The sequence below is a fragment of the Sphingomonas sp. BL-S-25 genome (assembly GCF_055521555.1).
In genome coordinates, this window is the sequence record NZ_CM145486.1 from 649414 (window position 1) to 668395 (window position 18982).

Here is an 18982-nt window from a genome sequence, read left to right on the forward strand (position 1 = left end):
AACCATCTAGCGCAACAGGAATTCGACACATGAGCGATACGCTTACGCTGTCGGCCGAGACGCGCGACCGGGTTGGCAAGGGAGCCTCCCGTGCGCTTCGTCGTGAAGGCCGCGTACCCGCCGTCATCTATGGCAACAAGGCAGACCCCGTTGGCATCCATGTCAACGAGCGCGAGCTGACCAAGCTGCTGATGACCGGCCACTTCTTCAATTCGGTCGTTATGGTCAACGGCGAGCGCACGCTGCCGAAGGACGTCACCTTCGACGTCGTCACCGACCGTCCGGTCCATGTCGATTTCCTGCGCATCAGCGAGCACGCGACCGTCACCGTCGCGGTGCCGATCATCTTCGCCGACGAAGAAGAGGCCCCGGGCATCAAGCGCGGCGGCGTTCTCAACATCGTTCGCCACGAGCTCGAGCTGGTCGTCGACGCGGCGCAGATCCCCGACGACATCACCATCTCGCTCAAGGGCCTGGAAGTCGGCGACTCGATCCACATCTCGGCCGTGACCCTGCCCAAGGGCGCAACCCCGTCGATCACCGACCGCGACTTCACCATCGCGACCGTGGTTGCCCCGTCGGCGCTCAAGTCGACCGAGGGCGACACGACGCAGACCGAAGCGGGCGAAGCCGAAGCCGAGTAATCGCTTCGAACTTCACGGTTCAAAAGATCGCCTCCGCGCCCTAGGTGCGGGGGCGATCTTCATTTTCGGGGAATGTGATGCAGCTTTGGGTCGGCCTGGGCAATCCGGGTCCGCAATATGCGATGCACCGGCACAATGTCGGCTTCATGGCGATCGATGCCATTGCCGAGGTCCATGACTTCTCGCCGCCCAAGAAGCAGTTCCAGGGCTGGACCCAGGACGGCCGCACCGGCACCGAGAAACTGGTCCTGCTGAAGCCGGGCACCTTCATGAACGAGAGCGGCCGCGCGGTCCGCGCCGCGATGGACTTCTACAAGCTGACCCCGGCCGACGTGACGGTCTTTCACGACGAGCTCGATCTGGCGCCGTTCAAGGTGAAGGTGAAGATCGGCGGCGGCACTGCGGGTCATAACGGCCTGCGCTCGACCGATCAGCATATCGGCCCCGACTTTCGTCGGGTTCGCCTGGGCATCGGGCATCCGGGGCATAAGGACCGGGTCACCGGTTATGTGCTCGGCAACTATGCCAAGGCGGAGATCGAGGACCTGACCGACATGCTCGGCGCGATCGCGGCGGAAGCACCGTGGCTGGCGGCGGGCAACGATGCGCGGTTCATGAGCGACATTGCGGTGCGCCTGCAGCGCGATTGACGCTTACCAGGCGACGTCCAAGAAAAGGGGCCCGGCGCCTTCGCGCCGAGCCCCTTCGTCTCATCGTCACCGCGGTACCGGGGGGGGTACCTCAGCTGTTGCGCTTGCCGACGACTGCAGCGCTGAGCGTATAGTCGTCCCCACCAAAGGTGCCCGAGCTGGCAAAGGTAAATCCGATCTGTTCGCCAGCGCTGCCGAAGAAGCTACCCTGGATCGAGCCAGCGAGTTGCGAGCCGGAGATCGACGGACCGTTGAACTCGGTCGTGCCAACCGGCCTGGAGGCCGAACCGGCATAGGTCGCGAAGGGGGTCTGCGTTCCATCGGCCGCAATCGTAACAAGATTGACGGTGACGTTGACAACGCCGGTTGCCCAATTGGAGGTTACGGTCAGCGTACCGCCCAGTTTCTCGTTTCGGCCGGCACCGCTGCTCCCGGTAGCGACGCGTACGATGCGACCGGAGATACGGGCAGTATAGGTCGTGCTTCCCGTAGTGGGCAGGTCGCTCAGTACGGTCGGGTACCCGTAAACCGCGCTCGTGATGCGCGTCGCGCCGGTCAGGCTGTCCGCCCGCTGCCAATTCGCATAGGTCACGCGCGACAATGCCAGCGTGCTGTCGTTGGTGAATTTGCTCGGGACCGTATTGTTGAGGAACGCCACCTCATTGTAGCGACCGGGGACGGGCGTCGGGGTCGGCGTGGGTGATGTGGTTGAAGTCGGAGTCGGGGTCGGCGTCTGACGGAATACGAACTCGGTCACGGTCGGCGTCGGCGCGACGGTCAGATCACCCGCCGAAAGCCGGGCCTCCTCGGTGTTCTCGCGGATAACATAAGGCAGCGAAGTCGTCGCGGCGGTGGGATCCGCGGTTCCATAGCCGACGCGCACACGCTGCGAAGCGGGCCCAACGCCCGCAACGCCCAAGGTGACCGGTCCGGTATCCAGATTGCCGGTATAGGTCGTGAACCCGGTGATCGTGATAAACTCGGCGGCACCGCTCAGCGGGAAGCTGGCATAGCTCGGCGACGAGGTCGGCGTCGGCGATGCACTGGGGGTCGGAGAGGGCGACGGCGTGGCATTGTCATCGCCACCGCCGCATGCAGCAAGCGCAAAGGCGAGCGGCAGTACAGCGGCACTCATCACATACGAACGGCGAATCATAAAAACCCTGCTCCTTAGGAATCCCTGTTGGCACCGAAAGGCCGTGTCGCCTGTACCGCGGATGAACGAGCCCCGTCGAGCCTCATTCAGGCCGGACGGTTCTATCTGTCGGTTGCGCGGGAAACACAGTTTACCCGCGACGCATTCGTGGGCGCCGGCCTTATGCGTCCTTGTCCTTCAACCGTTCGCGCAGTTCCTGGATTCGGAGCATGCGCCCCACCTTGTCCTTGCCCGCCAGCGGCCCCTTCCCCGCCTCCGCCACGAACTGCACGCAGCTCTGGACGATGGAGAAGCCGCGATTGCTCCGTTCCTTGGGCGAGATCATCCCGTCACGGTCGACATCGCTTCCGGCGGTGAACACCTCCTTGACCTGTCGGGGGTAGGACCAGGCGAGATAGGGATCGATCGTCCCGCTTCCGAGATCGGGGGCCGGTGGTTCGCTGATCACCTGATCGCCCAGCGTCTTGGCCAACCGGTCCCGATAATGTCCTTCATACAGGGCGACCGGCCCGATCCCGGCACCGGCAAGCGCCTTTTTCTGCCATTCGAGTGCGTTCAGGCACCGGATGTCGTTATCGACAGCCGTGCGCATCTTGCGGGCCGCAAGCTTCTTCTCCGCGGCAGCCCGAGCGTCGGCGTCCGCCTTGGCCTGAGCCTGTTGATCGGTGCATCCGCCAAGCGCGGTGATTGCGCACAGGGCCGCAAGCGCAGCGCTTCTGATGATCATGACATCCCCCCTGCAAACGCCGATGCCTCCCCGGGCCCGGCGCAGTTATCGAAGCGCTTATTAACCCTGACCGGCAACGTCCCGGCAAGCTGGAGATGCTAGACCGGTCCGGATCGGGCACGATTTCGACCAGGCCCCGCATTTCGGAGCGCGCATGACCGCGGAAGTCTTCATCCGTCGCTGGCTAGGCCTGTTCGGGCTGTTCGCAGGGCTGATCGTGTCCCTGCCGTTCCTGATCGAGGCAGTCATCGCCAGGTCAGGGTGCAGCGGCATCAGCGGCCGCTGCGAGCTGCTGGCGGGCGCACTCGATCATTATGGCAGCGGACTGATGCTGGCGCTGGTCCTGATCCCGTTGCTGGTCGCGGTCGCCGGACGCAGTCTCGCGGTTGGCATGTTCGCCTTTACCTTCCCGTTTGTGCTCCTCGCGACAGCGGGGGCCGTGCCGTTGCTGCTGGCACTGGACGACATCGGTCAGCCGGGCTTTCTCGACGAAGCCGGCGTAACCCATGGCGGTACCCAGCTGCTCTTCCTGCTGGTCTCCCTGGTGTGTCTTAGTGTTGCGGGCGATGAGCAGCAGGGTGCCAGCGGTGCATGGAAAGCCGTGCTGGGCTTCGTCATGCTGGCCGCCGGCTTCGTGTCTGCGCCGTCCTGGCTCGCCGGCTTCGCGCTGACTCCCTATCTTTCCAATGTCGTGCCCTCGCTCGGCCAGTTTTTCGGCCGCGCCTATCATGCGCTAGGCGTCACCGATCTGCTGCCGATGCTCCAGACACAGACGTTGATTGCCCTGATCCTGGGTACTGCGGGGCTCATGTTCTCGCGGGGGCGCAGCGATGCTCCCGCACGCAGACGTTCCTGGGCCTGAGTCCCTAGCAATCCGCCGGGGAAGCCTCTATCGGGACCGCCTTTCCTGAATTTCACGAACAGGCATTTTCCCATGGGTTTCCGCTGCGGCATCGTCGGCCTTCCGAACGTCGGCAAGTCCACGCTCTTCAATGCGCTGACCGAAACCGCGGCGGCGCAGGCGGCCAACTATCCCTTCTGCACGATCGAACCCAATGTCGGGAATGTCGCGGTGCCCGACCCTCGTCTGAACCAGCTCGCCGAGATCGCCGGATCGGCCAAGATCATCGAGACCCAGCTCGGCTTCGTCGATATCGCCGGACTGGTGCGCGGCGCCAGCAAGGGCGAAGGCCTGGGCAACCAGTTCCTGGGCAACATCCGCGAGGTGGATGCGATCGTCCACGTCCTGCGCTGCTTCGAGAATGACGACATCCAGCATGTCGACAACAAAGTCGATCCGATTGCTGATGCCGAGACGGTCGAGACCGAGCTGATGCTCGCCGACCTGGAGAGCCTGGAAAAGCGCGTCCCCGCTTTTCAGAAGAAAGCCGCTCAGGGCGACAAGGATGCCAAGGTCGCGGCCAGCGTGCTGGGCCAGGCGCTCGACCTGCTGCGCGACGGCAAGCCCGCCCGCCTGACCGAGCCGAAGGATGCCGAGGAAGCGCGCGTGTTCACCCAGGCGCAGCTCCTGACCGGCAAGCCCGTTCTCTATGTCTGCAACGTCAACGAGGAGGATGCGGCGAACGGCAACGCCTTCTCCGCGCGCGTGTTCGAAAAGGCCAAGGCGGAGGGCGCCGAAGCCGTCGTGGTCTCTGCCGCGATCGAGGCCGAGATCGCGACGATGCCGACCGAAGAACGCGGCGAGTTCCTCTCCGAACTGGGCCTGGAGGAAACCGGCCTCGCCCGCGTGATCCGCGCCGGATACAAGCTGCTCCACCTTCTGACCTTCTTCACCGTCGGCCCCAAGGAAGCGCGCGCCTGGACCGTCGAGGTCGGCGCCAAGGCGCCCCAGGCGGCGGGCGCGATCCATTCCGATTTCGAGCGCGGCTTCATCCGTGCCGAGACCATCGCGTTCAACGACTATATCCAGTTCAAGGGCGAAGCCGGCGCGCGCGACAACGGCAAGCTGCGCTCGGAAGGCAAGGAATATGTCGTCCAGGACGGCGACGTCCTGCTATTCCGCTTCAACGTCTGACACCCGCCTGACGGTGCCGCTGCTCCAAAGAGTTGGAACGGCGGCCCCGCCACGCTAGATTGGCCGCGATGCTGCTTCGCCTGCTCCTTGCCCTGCTGATCGCGCTGCCGATGCCGGCCATGGCATCGTGCCATGATGCGCCGCAGCCGGAGATGCAGATGATGGACGACATGGCGGGGATGCATGCCATCGCCGACCGTGGCGATCACGCTCCGTCCAAACCGGAGCCGATCAAGCAGATGCCGGCCGAAGGATTGTGCATCGGCTGCGTCGCGCCGGCAACGATCCGACCCGCGATCATGGCTGCGCCTTTGCGCCATGCACTCATCCTCGACGCGCCGCGTCGCGTTACCGGCGATACGATCGCCGCCCCTGCCCCCGACACGCCCCCTCCGCGATCCGAAGCCTGACGATCTGCGCCCCAGGCGCATCCTCACGACTTCGGAGACCAACATGTCGAAAATCAAGTTGCTCGCGGCCGTGGCCGCGGGCGCGCTCATGGCGACGTCAGCCATGGCGCAGGACCATCAGGGCCATGACGGCCACATCATGCCCCCGACCGATCCGGCATCTACCCCGGCGCCTTCCACACCGATGCAGGACCATAGCGCCCATCAGGGCCATCGCCCGGCCGAGGATCACAACCAGCATCAGGGGCATGGCGCTTCTGAAGCGTCCAGACCCGCCTGGCCCGCCTATGGGGCAGGGTCGGGCACCGCGCGACTGCCCGGTGCCGATGGGCGGATGACCGGCGTCCATCTGACATCCGGTGACTGGATGGTGATGGCACATGGATATGCCTGGGCCGCCTATACCGACCAGAGCGGTCCGCGCGGCGACGACATGGCCTTCGTCCAGTCGATGGCGATGATCACAGCCGATCGCGATTTCGGCGGGGCAAAGCTCCAGCTGCGCTCGATGCTCAGCCTGGAGCCGCTGATGGGCGCACGCGGCTATCCCAACCTGTTCGCCACCGGCGAAACCGCCAACGGCCAGTCGCTGGTCGACCGCCAGCATCCGCACGACCTGTTCATGGAATTGGCGGCGCGGGTGGACATCCCCGTAAGCGAGAACGCATCGCTTTTCCTGTACGGGGGACCTGTGGCCGAACCCGCGCTCGGGCCGTCCGCCTTCATGCACCGGCGCTCGTCGCGCTATCTGCCGCAGGCGCCGATCACGCATCATTGGTTCGACAGCACGCACATCACCTATGGCGTGATCACCGCAGGCTATGCGTCCTCGCTGTTCCAGATCGAAGGATCGGCCTTTCGCGGGCGCGAGCCCGATGAATCGCGTTGGGACATCGAGACGCCGAAACTCGACAGCTGGAGCGTGCGCACCACGCTGACCCCGACGCCCAACTGGGCGCTGCAGGTCAGCCATGGCCGGCTGAAGGATCCGGAGGCCCTGCACCCCGGCCAAGACGAGGCCCGGACCACCGCGAGCGTCCAATATTCGGACGCCAAGCTCAGCGGCCTCGTCGCCTTCTCCGCCAAGAACCGCTTGCCCGGCCAGACGCTGACCGCATGGCTGGCCGAAGCGAACTGGAACCCGGTGGGCGGCCACAATCTGTTCGGGCGAATCGAGAATGTCGCCAATGACGAGTTGTTTCCCGATCATTCGGACCCGCTGCACGACACGGCGTTCCGGGTGACCCGCTTCGAGGCGGGCTATGCCCATCGCTTCCGTCTCACGAAAGACGTTAACCTCGCGCTCGGCGGATCGGTCGCGACCTTCGCCAAGCCAGCGGCGCTCGATTCCGCCTATGGTCGCGCGCCGTTCGCCTATACGCTGTTCGCCCGGCTCTCGCTGGGCGACTAGACATCAACCGGTAACCCGAGGCTGGCAAGCGGCGGCGATGCGTTCACTTCTCTCCTTCGTCGCCGCTGCCATTGCGGTCCTCACCTGTCCGTCGATTGCCGCCCGGGCCCAGACGATCGCGACAGCTCCCGCGGAGGTGCGGGCGCCGATCACGATCCTGATCTCGATCGACGGCTTCCGCCCCGACTATCTCGATCGCGGGGTGACGCCGAACCTGTCGCGCCTGGCCGCAACCGGCGCCAGCGGACCGATGCGACCCAGCTTCCCGTCCAAGACTTTCCCCAATCACTGGACGATCGTCACCGGTCTGCGCCCCGATCGCAACGGCATCACCGCGAACAAGATGGAAGACAAGGCCCGCCCCGGCGAGGTCTTCACCATGGCCACCGACGATCCCTTCTGGTGGAACGAGGCGATGCCGATCTGGGTCGATGCCGAGCAAGCCGGGATCCGCACCGGCACGATGTTCTGGCCGGGGTCGAACGTCGCGGTCGGCGGACGGAAGGCTTCGGACTGGTCTTACGAGATTTCCGGCGGCACCCGCCCCAGTGACTGGGCACAGTTCAACCAGGTCATCAGCGGCGATCAGCGCGTGCTCGGCGTGCTCGACTGGGTCCGCCGGCCGGCCGCGATCCGCCCGAAATTCATCACCACCTATTTCGACACGGTCGACACCGCCGGTCATCGCTGGGGTCCTGCCGACCCGCATACGACCGAGGCAGTGGCGGAAGTGGATCGCTGGATCGGCCAGCTGGCCGATGGCCTCGCCGCGATGAACCAGCCCGCCAATATCGTCGTCGTCGCCGATCACGGCATGGCCGCGACCAGCAGCACGCGGGTGGTCGCGCTGGATGCGATCCTCGCCCCCGGCAGCTACCGCGTGGTCGAGAACGGTCCCTATGCGACGATCGAACCCGCCGCCGGGAAGGAAGCACTGGTCGAGAAGGCGTTGCTCGGCAGGCGGCCGCACATGGAATGCTGGCGCAAGGCCGAGATTCCGGAGCGCTTCCATTACGGCCGCAACCCGCGCATTCCGCCGATCCTGTGCCTGGCGGAGACGGGCTGGGCCATCATGGAAAAGGCGCCGTCGGGGAACTTCTCGGGCGGCAATCACGGTTACGATAATTTCGCGCCGGACATGACCGCTCTGTTCATCGCCAATGGTCCTGCCTTCCGCGCAGCGAAGCTGCCGGCGTTCGACAATGTCGACGTCTATCCGCTGCTGCGCGACCTGATCGGCCTGCCGCCAGTGGCCGGCAAGGACGGCAGCGACACGGTGTTCCGCAGCGCATTGGCGAAGTGACGCAAAGGGACTTGCCCAACTTCCGTTTCCGGACGAAACCCATCGCATGATCTATTTCGACGATATCGAGGTCGGCGCGGTCCGCAGCTTCGGCCGCTACGAAGTCACCCGCGAGGAAGTGCTCGACTTCGCGCAGAAATATGATCCCCAGCCCTTCCACCTTTCGGACGAAGCGGCGGCGCAAACCCATTTCGGGCGGCTCGCCGCCAGCGGCTGGCACACCTGCTCGATGGCGATGGCGATGTTCGTCGCCGAGATGAAGGCCCACCCTCAGGCGGGGCTCGGGGCCGCCGGCGTGGACGAGCTGCGCTGGCTGAAGCCGGTCTATCCGGGCGACACGCTTCGCGTCGAGACCGAGGTGCTGGAGAAGAAGGCGTCGCAGAGCCGGCCGGAGATGGGCAGCCTGCGCAACCGGATGACCGTCTTCAATCAGCATGACGAGCCGGTACTGCGCTTCACCGCCCTCGCGCTGATGCGTCGCCGTCCCGTCTGACGCGACGCCTGATCGAAACCATTGACGCGGCGCGTGCGCGGGTATTGGATCGCGCGCGAAGGAGTATCTTCCCATGCGTAATCCCGTGATCCTGATCGCCGCACTGGCGGCCGCCGCACCCGCCATGGCGCAGGATTATTCGCCGCCTCTTGCCGGCCCCTATTACAACACCGGCGGCAACGAGACCGCCTACAGCTTCGCCGCTGCGGGAACCGCCAAGCGCGACGGGAAGACCGCGGCGATGACGCGCGTGGTGATGTTCGTCACCGAGCACGATATCGAAGGGGTCAAGGTCGGTCGCCTCGACACGGTGATGGAGTATCAGTGCGACAAGGCGCAGATGCGGCCGACACTGATCGCCGCGCGCGGCCTCGACAATGCGCTGCTGAAGCTGATCCCGCGCCCGGACGAGGAATGGGAGAATATCCCGGCAAGCAACGCGTCGGCCGCCTATGAGCTCGAGCTTGCGTGCAACGGCATCAAGCCGGAGGGCCGTCCCACCTTCCCGAACATCGACGACCGCATCAAGCGGTTCCGCGCTTCCGGTCAGTGACCAGGGCTGGCATCGGTCCCGGCAGTGTCGGGACCGGACCGGTCAATGCCCCTCAAAGTCGATCAACGCACTGACCGCGACGCCGTCGCCGCGCAGCGCATCGGCGCCGCCGAGTTCAGGCAGATCAATAACGAACACCGCCTGATCCACCTCGGCACCGGTCTTGCGCAGCAGCCGCACCGCTGCCCGCGCGGTGCCGCCGGTCGCGATCAGGTCGTCGACGAGCAGTATCTTCGCGCCGGGCACACAGGCATCAGCGTGGATCGCGATGCGATCGCTGCCATATTCCAGCGCATAATCCTCGGCGATCGTCGCGCCAGGCAGCTTGCCATCCTTGCGCACCAGAAGGACGCCGACGCCCAGCTTCACCGCGAGCGCAGCCCCGAACAGGAAGCCGCGCGCCTCCAGCACGGCGATCAGGTCGACCTTGCCTTCGACCTGATCGGCCATCCGGTCGATCGTCGCCGCAAAGGCGGCACCGTCGAGCAACAGGGTGGTGATGTCGCGGAACTGGATTCCAGGCTTCGGGAAATCGGGAATGGTGCGGATCCGGTCACGCAGATCCGCATTCGCATCGTCGGTCGGCGCGGTCATGATCGTCTCCGTCGGACATGAAAAAGGGCCCCGCGGAGGTTGAAACCTCCGCGGGGCCTCTTGGATAGCTTAGTGCTTAACGCCTGCCCAGACGCTGCGATAGGCACCAAAGGCCAGGACCGACGCGATCAGCAGGAAGCCCAGCACCGCCCAGCCCGTCTGCTTGCGCGACTGGGCGTGGGGCTCGGCGCTCCAGATCAGGAAGGCCGAGACGTCCTTCGCCATCTGGTCGACCGTTGCCGGGGTACCGTCATCATAGGTCACCTGGCCGTCAGACGCCAGGGGCGGCGGCATCGACAGGTTGAGGTTGGCGAAATACGGATTGTAGTGCAGCCCGTCGGGCGTCTTCGCGCTCGGGAACTTCTTGAGAAGCTCCGCCGGCTGATCGGTATAACCGGTCAGCAGCGAGTAGACATAGGCTCCGCCATCGTGACGCGCCTTGGTCATCAGCGACAGGTCTGGCGGCGTGCCCGCACCCGCATAGGGGATGTGCGGGAACCGGTCCGACGGCAGGTTGCCGCGCTCGCCGCGATCGCCGGTGACCGGGTTGTAGGTCGGCTGCTTGGCCTTCTCGTCGAACTTCTTGGCCAGGTTCTTCACCTGCGCCTCGTTGTAGCCAAGCATGCCCAGCTCGCGGAACGACACCATGCTCAGCGAGTGGCAGGCGGCGCAGACCTCTTCATAGACCTTGTAGCCGCGCTGCAGCTGGGCCTGGTCGAACTTGCCGAACGGGCCGTCGGACGCGAAGTGCACTTCCTTGGGATGCTTGTGGAACTCGTGTTCGGCGGTCGGCGTCGGCGCCTCTGCCAGCACGGTCCACAGCAGCGACCACATCAGCACGCCGACAAAGGCGAGCCCCACCAGGAATTTGATCGAGCGAACGAAAAGCGGAAGCATGTCTGGTTATCCCCTTACGCGCTCAGAGCGGTTTCGCTGACGCGGGTGCCGCCCTTGCCAGACAGCACAGCCTCGGTGATCGAGCCCGGCAGCGGAAGCGGACGCTCCAGCCGCGAGATGATCGGCACGATGATCAGGAAGTGCGCGAAATAATAGGCCGCCGAAATCTGGCTCAGCACGATGTAGAAGGGCGTCGCCTCCGCACCGCCACACCAGCCCAGGACCAGCACGTCGACGACCAGCACCCAGAAGGCGATGCGGTACATCGGACGGTAGTTGCCCGAGCGGACCGGCGACTTGTCGAGCCACGGCAGGAAGAACAGCAGCAGGATCGACCCGAACATCGCCAGCACGCCCCACAGCTTTGCCGGGATGATGAAGTCCGAGGTGAAGGCACGCAGGATCGCGTAGAACGGCCAGAAATACCATTCCGGGACGATGTGCGCCGGGGTCGAGAGCGGGTTGGCCGCGATATAGTTGTCGGGATGGCCCAGCGCGTCGGGGAAGAAGAACACCAGAGCCGCGAGCACGAACAGGAAGATGCCCAGCCCGAAACCGTCCTTCGCGGTGTAATAGGGGTGGAACGGAACCGTGTCCTGCTCCCCCTTCACCTCGACACCGGTCGGGTTGTTCGACCCCGGAATGTGCAGCGCCCAGATGTGCAGGACGATGACGCCGGCGATCACGAACGGCAGCAGATAGTGGAGCGAGAAGAAGCGGTTCAGCGCGGCATCGTCCGGCGCATAGCCGCCCAGCAGCCAAACGCGGATCCATTCGCCCACGATCGGGATGGCCGAGAAGAAGCCGGTGATGACCTGTGCGCCCCAGAAGCTCATCTGGCCCCAGGGGAGAACATAGCCCATGAACGCGGTCGCCATCATCAGCAGGAAGATGACCACGCCCAGCAGCCACACCATCTCGCGCGGCGCCTTGTACGATCCGTAATAAAGACCACGGAAAATGTGCAGATAGACCACGATGAAGAACATCGAAGCGCCGTTGGCGTGCGCGAAGCGCAGCAGCCAGCCCGAGTTCACATCGCGCATGATGCCGATGTTGACCGAGTTGAATGCCTCGGCAGCGCTCGAGTGGAAGTGCATCGCCAGCACGATGCCGGTGACGATCTGGATCGCCAGCGCGGCGCCCGCGAGGACGCCGAAGTTCCAGAAATAGTTGAGGTTGCGCGGCACGGGATAGCCGGCGCCGATCGCGTTATAGACGAAGCGCGGAAGCGGCAGACGGTCGTCCACCCACTTCATCACCGGATTCTTCGGCTCGTAATGGCGTGCCCAGGGGAAGCTCATCGCGTTTTCCTTAACCCACCACGATCACGGTATCGGACGTGAATTGATAATCGGGGACCGCCAGATTGCTCGGCGCCGGGCCCTTTCGGATGCGGGCGGCGGTGTCATAGTGCGACCCGTGGCACGGGCAGAAATACCCGCCGAAATCGCCCTTGGCCTCACCTTCGCCGGCGCCCAGCGGCACGCAGCCGAGATGGGTGCAGACGCCCAGCGTGACCAGCCACTGCGCCTTGCCTTCCTTGGTCCGCTCGGCGAGCGTCTGCGGATCGCGCAGCGACGAAACCTGGACCGCATTGGCCTCGTCGATCTCGGCCTGCGTCAGGTGACGCACGAACAGCGGCTGCTTGCGGAAGCTTGCCTTGATCGCCTGCCCCGCCTCGATCGCCGAGATATCGACCTCGGTCGTTGAGAGCGCCAGCACGTCGGCCGACGGGTTCATCTGGTTGATCAGCGGCAGCACGGCGACGGCACCACCGACGCCGGCAAATGCAACCGCAGCATATTGTAGGTAATCACGACGACGGGGGTTCTCGAGACCATGATCCTGGTCGACAGTCACACCATCTTCAAGCGTTGCCATGCGTTAAGCCCTTGCACTTCAGAACCCTGGGACGCGGACGCGCGAACTGAACCGGACACGGACGCGTACATGCGCCCATCACCTTTTCCCGGTTGCCCCCGGTGGCTCATCGGCGCTGATAGACGGGCAAACGCGGCTTTGCCAACTGCATTTTGACGCATCCGTGACGAGCCACAGAGAAGCGGGGTCGCGACGATTGCGTGAGCCTGTATGGGGATCAGGATGCGCATCGCCCTTTACCAGCCCGATATTGCCGGCAATGTCGGCACCATCCTTCGCCTTTCTGCCTGCATGGGAACCGCGGTCGATCTGATCGAGCCGATGGGCTTTCCCTGGGCGGAACGCGCCCTGCAGAGATCGGGAATGGACTATGCGCGCCAGGCCGAGATCGCCCGGCACACTGACTGGGATGCGTTCCTCGCGACGGTGACCGGCCGCATCGTGCTGTTCACCACGCGCGCCGCCATCCGTCTCGACGCGGCGCGGTTCGAACCCGACGACATCCTGCTGTTCGGCGCAGAGGGCAGCGGCGTGCCCGATCCGGTGCACGACCGGGCCGATATGAGAGTGCGGATTCCGCTGCGCGACGGCTTCCGGTCCTTGAACGTCGCGGTTTCCGCGGGCATCGGGCTTTCCGAAGCGCTTCGGCAAACCAACGGATGGCCCGCATGAACGATCTCGACGACCAGCAGCAAGCCGCGCGAGACTGGTTCGAATCGCTGCGCAATTCGATCTGCGCCGAGTTCGAGGCGATCGAGCGCGAGGCCGGATCGAACGCGACGTTCGACTATATCGCATGGGACCGGACCGATCCCAGCGGCGAACCGGGCGGCGGCGGCGTACGCGGCGTGATGAAGGGGCGCGTGTTCGAAAAGGTGGGCGTCAACGTCTCGACGGTCGGCGGCACGTTCGAAGGCGACTTTGCCAAGACCATTCACGGCGCCGGCGACAACCCTGGATTTTTCGCCACCGGAATCAGCCTGGTTGCGCACATGGCCAATCCGCATGTCCCCGCGGTCCACATGAACACCCGCTTCCTGTGCACGACCAAGCGCTGGTTCGGCGGCGGCGCCGATCTGAACCCGCCGCTGCCGGTCGAGAGCGACACTGCGGACTTTCATGCGACGCTGAAAGCCGCGTGTGATTCGCACGATCCCGACCATTATCCGCGGTTCAAGAAATGGGCCGACGACTATTTCTACATCCCTCACCGCAAGGTGCATCGCGGGGTCGGCGGGATTTTCTACGATCACCTCGAAACCGACTGGGCCGCGGACTTCGCCTTCACCCAGGATGTCGGTCGCGCCTTTCTCGACGCCTATCCGCGGATCGTCCGTCGTCGCATGGCCGATCCATTCACCGACGCCGATCTCCACCAGATGCATGTCTGGCGCGGCCGCTATGCCGAGTTCAACCTGGTCTATGACCGCGGCACGCTGTTCGGGCTCAAGACCGGCGGCAATATCGACGCCATCCTGATGAGCCTGCCGCCGGTTGCCGCATGGGACTGATCCCGGTCGCCAACGACCAGATCGCGACGGTCGTTACCTCGCTGGAGATGCTGACGAAGCCGAAGCCGCGGCCAACCCCGCCCTCCCCGTTTCGGCTGGTTCGGTGGGAATCGCCCGAATCGGAGCGCTACCGCACGCTGTTCCGCCGCGTCGGCCAGCCCTGGATGTGGTTCTCGCGACTGGTCATGGCGGAGGAACGCTTGCGCGCCATTCTCGACGATCCGAAGGTCGAAATCTACGCGGTCGCCGACCGCGCGGGGATCGAGATCGGCATTCTCGAACTGGATTTCCGCGTTGCGAAGGCGTGCGAGCTATCCTTTTTCGGGCTGGTGCCCGAGCTTGCGGGCAAGGGACATGGCGGCTGGCTGATGGGCCATGCGCTCAATCTGGGATGGCGGCCGGGGATCGACCGGATGTGGGTCCATACCTGCACGCTCGACCATCCCGCCGCCCTCGGCTTCTACCAACGGCACGGCTTCGTTGCCTATCGGCGCGAGGTCGAGACCTTCGTCGATCCGCGCATCTCAGGCTTGCTGCCGCGTGACGCGGCGCCTCACATTCCCTGCCTGGTCAGTCCGCGATAGGCAGCCGCCTGAACCAGCGTCGTGGCCAATGCGGCGAAAGCGCCCGCCCCAGCTACCAGAACCAGTACGATGCCCGACAGGATCGGCGATCCGGCACCGGCGGCATCCAGGAGCGGCGCCAGCAGGTTGGAGGCCATGAAATTGGCGAGAAATACCGTCATATAGGCGGCGGCGAGCATCCATCCGTGACCGCGTGTCCGTTCGATGCTGGCAACGAAAGCCGGGAATACCGCTCGTCGCTCAGCGACGGAAATCGGCACCGCGAGGAATGTCCGGCCCAGCAGATAAAGTCCGGGGACCACCAGGGGAAAGAATCCGGCAAAGCACACGAGCGAAACCATGAGCCAAAGGCCGAACAACGGCAGAAATCGCCGCAGGCCGGAAGTCAGCGCGTCGGCCAAGCTGATCCGCCCCGGCGTCAGCAGCAAAGCCAGAATCGCTACGGTGCCGAGCAATTGCACTGCGGAACCAATGATAAACCATGGCCAGTTCGTCGCCCAGGCGAGGATCGCGTCGCGCTGTGCCTCGGGCTGCAAGTCCGCGAGCTTCGGCGCGGGAACGAACATCAGCAGAGCGAGAATTGGCAGCAGGTAGAAGACGCCGGCAATGGCGAGCAGCAGGTCGCGATTGGCCCGCCACAGAATGGCTGCATCTTCGAACAGAGCGGCGAATCGGAGTTTGGTCACGCCGCTCCATGCGCCGGGACGCGCGCGAGGTACAGGTTTGCCGTGAAGAGCGGGGCGAGTACGCAGAAGCCGGTTTGGACAGCGGCGACCGCGATCGAGGTCAGAATGCTCGCTAGGCTGAACGGACCCGCCTCAGTTATGATCAGCGCGAGCACCGATCCGAAGACCGTCTGAGCCGCCAGCTCGGCGACGTTTGAAACCACGGCGTACAGGATGCCGACGCCGACCAGCCTCCAGGCCAGCCCGGCGGTTAGGTGGAAGCTGCGTCCGATCGCTCCCACCCCCACATGCTCGCCGACGATCGCCGCGTTGATCAGCGCGAACCGGGCGGTCAACCAGATGCTGACCCCGGCCAGCGCGAACGTGTAGAGCGCCAGCGCCCAGCCCAGGCCTGCCCCGATCGAAAGCTTGTCGGGCATGGGCCGACTGCCCGTCAGATCGACCCCGGCGAGCGTGAACCCGATTGCGAGTGGGGAGGCGAGCACCAGGAGAAGGACGAACAGGAGCAGCCAGACCAGCAGCGCCGGTCCCAACCGGCGCAGCGCGGTACGGGACGCGTCGCGATGGGGATCAAGGACCAGCGCGGTCAGCGCCAGCGCGCCCCACTGCGCGAAGACCGACAGGGCGAGCATGCCGAGCAGCAACACCAGGCTCAGTCCCGGCTCCGCTTCGTCCAGCAGCGGGCTAAGATTGCCGATGATCGAGAAGGGGATGAAGAACGCGATCAGCGCAACCGGCAGGATGCGCGACAGATTGTCGACCACGAAATCCGAGGTCCGGTCCCAGACCGTCCCCATCTTCACCCCCGCCATGACCGCGTTCCTCCCTGGTCGACTGGCCTCTAGCCGCGCCGCTTGCCCCTTGCCAATGCTTGCGCAAATCCGTCGAGGGGCGCAATCGCACCGCGATGACACAGGCTCCGGACCGGATCGAATGGCGCGTCTCCCCCGAACGCGTCCCCTATGATGTCGCGCTGGCGGAGATGCAGGCGCGCGCGGACGCGGTGCGCGAGCGACAGGCGCGCGAACTCGTCTGGTTGCTCGAACATCCGCCCGTCTACACAGCCGGAACCAGTGCCGACCCGGCCGAGCTGCTCGACCCGCGCTTTCCGGTCCACGCTACGGGCCGAGGCGGCCGCTATACGTATCACGGACCCGGCCAACGCATCGGCTATGTCGTGCTTGACCTTCGCGATCGCCGGCGCGACGTGCGCAACTATGTTCATGCGCTGGAGGGCTGGGTGATCGATGCGCTTGGCCTGCTCGAAATCGAGGCATTCCGGGCGCCTGGCCGTATCGGGATCTGGACGCTCGATCGAGGACAGGAAGCAAAGATCGGCGCGATCGGCGTACGCATTCGTCAGTGGGTCACGCTGCACGGCTTCGCGCTCAACCTGAATCCTGATCTGAGTCATTTCACTGGCATCGTGCCATGCGGTATCCCGGATTATCCGGTCACTAGCGCGGAGGCGCTGGGCAAAACGATCACGTCCGACCGCCTTGATTCCGCCCTAAATGCCACATTTTTGCCTTTTTTGGCCAATTTGGTCGAAATTGGCCTTGAGGCCCCTCGGGCAAGCGACTAATACCCAGCCAGGTTCGGGAGATTGCGGCATGAGCCGTCCGGACTTTTATCTAGGGAGCTCTAAATGCGTGCAATTCTTTCGAAAGTCGCTGCCGTCTCGATGATCGCAGGCGCAGGCCTGGTTGTCGCCGCTTGCGGCGGCACGACCCCGGCAACCGTGAACAACACCGTCGATGCGACCCCGGTCGAGAATGTCGGCGCCGCTGACGACATGACCGGTGGCATCGATGCCGCCAACGCAACCGAGAACGGCACGGTCGTGACGACCACCAACTCGATGGACATGGGCACCACGAACGCGATGTAAGTCGCGTCCGGAGTGACGACCATAAAGGGCCGTCCGGGTAACCGGGCGGCCCTTTTCATTGATACGAGCCGCCCGTGAGGACGGTATCGATGGCGCCCGCGCTTCCTGCTTGCGGCGAACCGCTCGATAAATCGAAAAAGGGTCTTGGGGCCGCCCCAAAAAATCCGTAACGAATCGGCTAACCAGTTTCGGATCCTATTAAAAAAAAGAGGGGCAGGATGCTCGTTCCGCGTTTCGCCATCGCACTTGCCGGTATGGCTTCCCTATGCGCCGCCGCGCCGGCTTCGGCGCAATTCTACATGAAGCCGGTAGTCCTCACCGGCGAGAAAACGCTGGGCGACGAACCCGGTATGGTCGGCCCCGCCCTGCCGGGCGCCAGCCGGGAAGAACTCCGCGCCGCCCTGGTCTGGAACCTGCGTGCGGCACTGAATGTCGCCGCGCTCCAGTGCCAGTTTGAGCCGACCCTGCTCACGCTGGACAATTACAACGCCCTTCTGCGCGATCACGAAGCCGAACTGCGCACCTCCTACGCCACGCTGGAGAAATATTTCGTCCGTCAGGCGAAGAACAACAAGAAGGCAGGTCAGACCGAGCTCGATCGTTTCGGCACGCGGGTCTATTCGGGTTTCTCGACCGTGTCGGCACAGCACACCTTCTGTGCGACCGCCGGCGATATCGGTCATGACGCATTGTACATGAGGCCCGGTATGCTGGGTAACCTGGCCGAGGATCGCATGCGTGAGCTTCGCGCCAGCCTGATCCCGCGCGGCGAGCAGCAGTTCATCAACGTGCGTCGCCAGCCGCAATATCAGAGCTATCGCTTCCCGAACTTCGCCGACAAGAAGTGCTGGAAGAAGGACGTATACGTCACGAAGCGCTGCCCGGCGCCCGGCCTATCCTGATGCCTTTCGGGGCTGCGATCAGCGCAGCCCCAGCAACTTGTGCGTCTGAAGCGACAGGCGCCAACGCGGCCGCGCCAACGCAAACTCGACCGCCGCCGCCTGATTGTCCGCCGCATCCGCATCGTCCATCGGCTGGACCAGGAAATGGCGGAAGTCCCAGGTCTCGATCGACGCGACATCGGTACCCGCCTGCGGCCAGACCAGCTTCAGCTCGTCGCCGGAACGCTGGACGACGCTGCTACCCGCTTTGGGACTGATACAGACCCAGTCGATGCCGGTATGCACCGGCAGCGTGCCATTGCTCTCGATCGCGATCCGGAAGCCGTTCGCATGGAGCGCATCGATCAGCGCGTCGTCGATCTGAAGCATCGGCTCGCCGCCGGTCAAGACGACGAATCGGGCCTCGACGCCGTCGCCCCAATGGCCAGCCACCGCAGCCGCGAGGGCAGCGGCATCGGCGAACTTGCCACCCCCAGCCCCGTCCGTCCCGACGAAATCGGTGTCGCAGAAGCGGCAGACGGCGGTGGCGCGATCCTGCTCGCGCCCGCTCCACAGATTGCATCCGGCGAAGCGGACGAACACCGCTCGCGCGCCGGCATTGACGCCCTCGCCCTGCAGAGTGAGGAACATTTCCTTGACGGCATAGCTCAT

At 64.7% G+C, this 18982-nt stretch carries 24 protein-coding genes; 15 read left to right on the forward strand and 9 right to left on the reverse strand.

The window, feature by feature from the left end; translation table 11 throughout:
- The first annotated feature begins 29 nt into the window (after positions 1-29).
- Complete coding sequence (locus ACZ1H8_RS03180) at positions 30-644, forward strand: 50S ribosomal protein L25/general stress protein Ctc (protein ID WP_465179960.1); 615 nt, start codon at positions 30-32, stop codon at positions 642-644.
- Between the two features lie 77 nt (positions 645-721).
- A complete protein-coding gene (gene pth / locus ACZ1H8_RS03185; protein ID WP_465179961.1) occupies positions 722-1294 on the forward strand; it encodes an aminoacyl-tRNA hydrolase in 573 nt (190 codons plus the stop codon).
- A gap of 91 nt (positions 1295-1385) precedes the next feature.
- Here pth and ACZ1H8_RS03190 read toward each other — a convergent pair whose 3' ends face one another.
- Both ACZ1H8_RS03190 and ACZ1H8_RS03195 read right to left on the reverse strand, forming a co-directional pair.
- Positions 1386-2450 (reverse strand): transferrin-binding protein-like solute binding protein, encoded by a 1065-nt coding sequence (locus tag ACZ1H8_RS03190; protein WP_465179962.1) that lies wholly within the window; start codon positions 2448-2450, stop codon positions 1386-1388.
- A gap of 160 nt (positions 2451-2610) precedes the next feature.
- Positions 2611-3177: a hypothetical protein gene (locus ACZ1H8_RS03195; RefSeq protein ID WP_465179963.1), complete on the reverse strand. Its 567-nt coding sequence runs from the start codon at positions 3175-3177 to the stop codon at positions 2611-2613.
- A gap of 154 nt (positions 3178-3331) precedes the next feature.
- Between ACZ1H8_RS03195 and ACZ1H8_RS03200 the strand changes: the two genes are divergently transcribed.
- From ACZ1H8_RS03200 to ACZ1H8_RS03230, 7 genes are all read left to right on the forward strand, one after another.
- Positions 3332-4039 carry a hypothetical protein gene (locus tag ACZ1H8_RS03200; RefSeq protein WP_465179964.1) on the forward strand — a complete coding sequence of 236 codons (708 nt, stop codon included), beginning with the start codon at positions 3332-3334 and terminating at the stop codon, positions 4037-4039.
- A gap of 72 nt (positions 4040-4111) precedes the next feature.
- Positions 4112-5212: a redox-regulated ATPase YchF gene (ychF, locus tag ACZ1H8_RS03205; RefSeq protein ID WP_465179965.1), complete on the forward strand. Its 1101-nt coding sequence runs from the start codon at positions 4112-4114 to the stop codon at positions 5210-5212.
- Between the two features lie 68 nt (positions 5213-5280).
- Positions 5281-5622: a hypothetical protein gene (locus ACZ1H8_RS03210; RefSeq protein ID WP_465179966.1), complete on the forward strand. Its 342-nt coding sequence runs from the start codon at positions 5281-5283 to the stop codon at positions 5620-5622.
- A gap of 43 nt (positions 5623-5665) precedes the next feature.
- Positions 5666-7033 (forward strand): hypothetical protein, encoded by a 1368-nt coding sequence (locus ACZ1H8_RS03215; protein ID WP_465179967.1) that lies wholly within the window; start codon positions 5666-5668, stop codon positions 7031-7033.
- Positions 7034-7070: 37 nt separating this feature from the next.
- Positions 7071-8336, forward strand: a complete 1266-nt coding sequence (locus ACZ1H8_RS03220; protein ID WP_465179968.1) for a nucleotide pyrophosphatase/phosphodiesterase family protein — start codon at positions 7071-7073, stop codon at positions 8334-8336.
- Positions 8337-8382: 46 nt separating this feature from the next.
- Entirely contained in the window at positions 8383-8829 is a 447-nt protein-coding gene (locus ACZ1H8_RS03225; RefSeq protein WP_465179969.1) for a MaoC family dehydratase, read from the forward strand.
- Positions 8830-8902: 73 nt separating this feature from the next.
- A complete protein-coding gene (locus ACZ1H8_RS03230) occupies positions 8903-9382 on the forward strand; it encodes a hypothetical protein (RefSeq protein ID WP_465179970.1) in 480 nt (159 codons plus the stop codon).
- Between the two features lie 42 nt (positions 9383-9424).
- Here ACZ1H8_RS03230 and ACZ1H8_RS03235 read toward each other — a convergent pair whose 3' ends face one another.
- The 4 genes from ACZ1H8_RS03235 to petA all read right to left on the reverse strand — a co-directional run bounded on the left by ACZ1H8_RS03235 (position 9425) and on the right by petA (position 12757).
- Positions 9425-9976, reverse strand: coding sequence for an adenine phosphoribosyltransferase (locus ACZ1H8_RS03235; protein WP_465179971.1), 552 nt, complete (start codon positions 9974-9976; stop codon positions 9425-9427).
- A 69-nt stretch (positions 9977-10045) separates the two neighbouring features.
- Complete coding sequence (locus ACZ1H8_RS03240; RefSeq protein WP_465179972.1) at positions 10046-10873, reverse strand: cytochrome c1; 828 nt, start codon at positions 10871-10873, stop codon at positions 10046-10048.
- A gap of 14 nt (positions 10874-10887) precedes the next feature.
- Positions 10888-12177, reverse strand: a complete 1290-nt coding sequence (locus ACZ1H8_RS03245; RefSeq protein ID WP_465179973.1) for a cytochrome b — start codon at positions 12175-12177, stop codon at positions 10888-10890.
- A 10-nt stretch (positions 12178-12187) separates the two neighbouring features.
- Entirely contained in the window at positions 12188-12757 is a 570-nt protein-coding gene (gene petA, locus ACZ1H8_RS03250; RefSeq protein ID WP_346248353.1) for a ubiquinol-cytochrome c reductase iron-sulfur subunit, read from the reverse strand.
- 222 nt (positions 12758-12979) lie between these two features.
- Here petA and ACZ1H8_RS03255 point away from each other — a divergent pair, with 222 nt between their 5' ends.
- From ACZ1H8_RS03255 to ACZ1H8_RS03265, 3 genes are read left to right on the forward strand one after another with little or no spacing between them, the layout of a single operon-like run.
- The gene (locus ACZ1H8_RS03255; protein ID WP_465179974.1) at positions 12980-13429 is read left to right on the forward strand and encodes a tRNA (cytidine(34)-2'-O)-methyltransferase; all 450 of its coding nucleotides are present in this window, start codon (positions 12980-12982) and stop codon (positions 13427-13429) included.
- The gene (gene hemF / locus ACZ1H8_RS03260; RefSeq protein WP_465179975.1) at positions 13426-14268 is read left to right on the forward strand and encodes an oxygen-dependent coproporphyrinogen oxidase; all 843 of its coding nucleotides are present in this window, start codon (positions 13426-13428) and stop codon (positions 14266-14268) included. The genes ACZ1H8_RS03255 and hemF overlap by 4 nt, the downstream gene beginning before the upstream one ends.
- Positions 14259-14852 carry a GNAT family N-acetyltransferase gene (locus ACZ1H8_RS03265; RefSeq protein ID WP_465179976.1) on the forward strand — a complete coding sequence of 198 codons (594 nt, stop codon included), beginning with the start codon at positions 14259-14261 and terminating at the stop codon, positions 14850-14852. Before hemF ends, ACZ1H8_RS03265 begins: the two co-directional genes overlap by 10 nt.
- On the opposite strand, the gene ACZ1H8_RS03270 is transcribed toward ACZ1H8_RS03265, so the two are convergent.
- Positions 14822-15538, reverse strand: coding sequence for a hypothetical protein (locus tag ACZ1H8_RS03270; RefSeq protein WP_465179977.1), 717 nt, complete (start codon positions 15536-15538; stop codon positions 14822-14824). The genes ACZ1H8_RS03265 and ACZ1H8_RS03270 overlap by 31 nt on opposite strands.
- Positions 15535-16350, reverse strand: a complete 816-nt coding sequence (locus ACZ1H8_RS03275) for a hypothetical protein (protein ID WP_465179978.1) — start codon at positions 16348-16350, stop codon at positions 15535-15537. Before ACZ1H8_RS03275 ends, ACZ1H8_RS03270 begins: the two co-directional genes overlap by 4 nt.
- 95 nt (positions 16351-16445) lie before the next feature.
- Here ACZ1H8_RS03275 and lipB point away from each other — a divergent pair, with 95 nt between their 5' ends.
- From lipB to ACZ1H8_RS03290, 3 genes are all read left to right on the forward strand, one after another.
- Positions 16446-17123: a lipoyl(octanoyl) transferase LipB gene (gene lipB / locus ACZ1H8_RS03280; protein ID WP_110149068.1), complete on the forward strand. Its 678-nt coding sequence runs from the start codon at positions 16446-16448 to the stop codon at positions 17121-17123.
- 63 nt (positions 17124-17186) lie between these two features.
- The gene (locus ACZ1H8_RS03285; RefSeq protein ID WP_465179979.1) at positions 17187-17429 is read left to right on the forward strand and encodes a hypothetical protein; all 243 of its coding nucleotides are present in this window, start codon (positions 17187-17189) and stop codon (positions 17427-17429) included.
- A gap of 218 nt (positions 17430-17647) precedes the next feature.
- Complete coding sequence (locus tag ACZ1H8_RS03290) at positions 17648-18331, forward strand: hypothetical protein (protein ID WP_110149059.1); 684 nt, start codon at positions 17648-17650, stop codon at positions 18329-18331.
- A gap of 18 nt (positions 18332-18349) precedes the next feature.
- Here the strand turns inward: ACZ1H8_RS03290 and queE are convergent, their stop codons facing one another.
- Positions 18350-18982 (reverse strand): 7-carboxy-7-deazaguanine synthase, encoded by a 633-nt coding sequence (gene queE, locus ACZ1H8_RS03295; RefSeq protein ID WP_465179980.1) that lies wholly within the window; start codon positions 18980-18982, stop codon positions 18350-18352.